This window comes from Burkholderia sp. 3C, from assembly GCF_054589155.1.
Map to the genome: position 1 here is coordinate 78,187 of NZ_BAAILN010000125.1, position 1,247 is coordinate 79,433.

Genomic DNA, 1,247 nt, shown 5'->3' on the forward strand with positions numbered 1-1,247 from the left:
ATGTTGAGGATGTTGAGCCGGTAATAGAGATCGGCGCGGAAGCTGCCGGCCTCCACCGCGTCGAGCAGCGTGCGGTGCGTGGCGGCCACGATCCGCACGTCGATGCGGATCGGTTCGGTCGAGCCGAGCCGCACCACCTCGCGCTCTTGCAACACGCGCAGCAGCCGGCTTTGCAGCGACAGCGGCATTTCGCCGATTTCGTCGAGAAACAGCGTGCCGCGATGCGCGGCTTCGAACAGGCCCGCCTTGCCGCCGCGCCGCGCGCCGGTGAACGCGCCCTCGTCATAGCCGAACAGCTCGCTTTCGAGCAGCGCTTCGGGGAACGCGCCGCAATTCATCGCCACGAACGGGAACGCGCGGCGCGCGCTCAGGGCGTGCAGGCTCTGCGCGATCATTTCCTTGCCGGTGCCGCTTTCGCCGAGGACCAGCACGGTGGCGTCCGATTTGGCATAGCGGCGCGCCAGCTCGCGCACGCGCGCCATCGGCGCGGATTCGCCGATCACGTCGTCGAGCCGGTAGCGCGCCGAAAAGCGCTGCGCGTGCGGCTGCGAACGCAGCGTGCGGTCGAGCCGCTCCACCGCGCGCGATTCCTGGAACGTCAGCACGCTGCCGGTGGCCGCGCCGCTGGCGGCCAGCGGACCGCGATGCACCACGTAGCGCACGCCGCGCACGGTCGCCAGCGTGTCGCCGTCGGCGCCGCGCAGCGCGGCCAGCTCGGGCGTCAGGTCGTCGAGCACGCGGCCCACGGCCGCTTGCGGATCGACGCCGAGCGCCAGCGCCAACCGCGCGTTGATGGCCTCCACGCGGCCGCGCGCATCGAGCGCCACCACGCCGTCGCGCAAGTGCTGGAGCAGGTTGTCGAGGCGCTGGCGGCGCAGCCCCTCGGCGTGCGTGGCGTGCGCCACTTCGAGCGCGGTATCCACGGCCGCGCGCACCGCGGCGTGCGAATAGAGAAACACGGTGTTCATGCCGGCCGCGCTGGCGAGATCGGTCACGAGGCCGGGGCCGACCACGGTATCGATGCCGCGTGCCTGCAGCTCGCGCACGCGCGCCTCGGCTTCCGGGCGCGACTGGTAGCTGGCGAACACGATGTCCAGCCCGAACGCGGCGGCGAAGCGGCGCAGGTCGGCCGGCGTGTCGCCGTAGCTGACCAGCGCGACGGGCGCGGCGGCGTCGCGCCGGGCGCGCGCCAGCGCATGCAGCAGGTCGTGGCCGGTGGGGCTGACCAGCACCACCGGCACGTCCAC

At 72.7% G+C, this 1,247-nt stretch carries 1 protein-coding gene; it reads right to left on the bottom strand.

What is annotated here, in order from left to right:
* The coding region (locus ACYP33_RS25360; protein WP_459624374.1) for a sigma 54-interacting transcriptional regulator at positions 1-1,247 on the bottom strand (1,247 nt) is incomplete at both ends.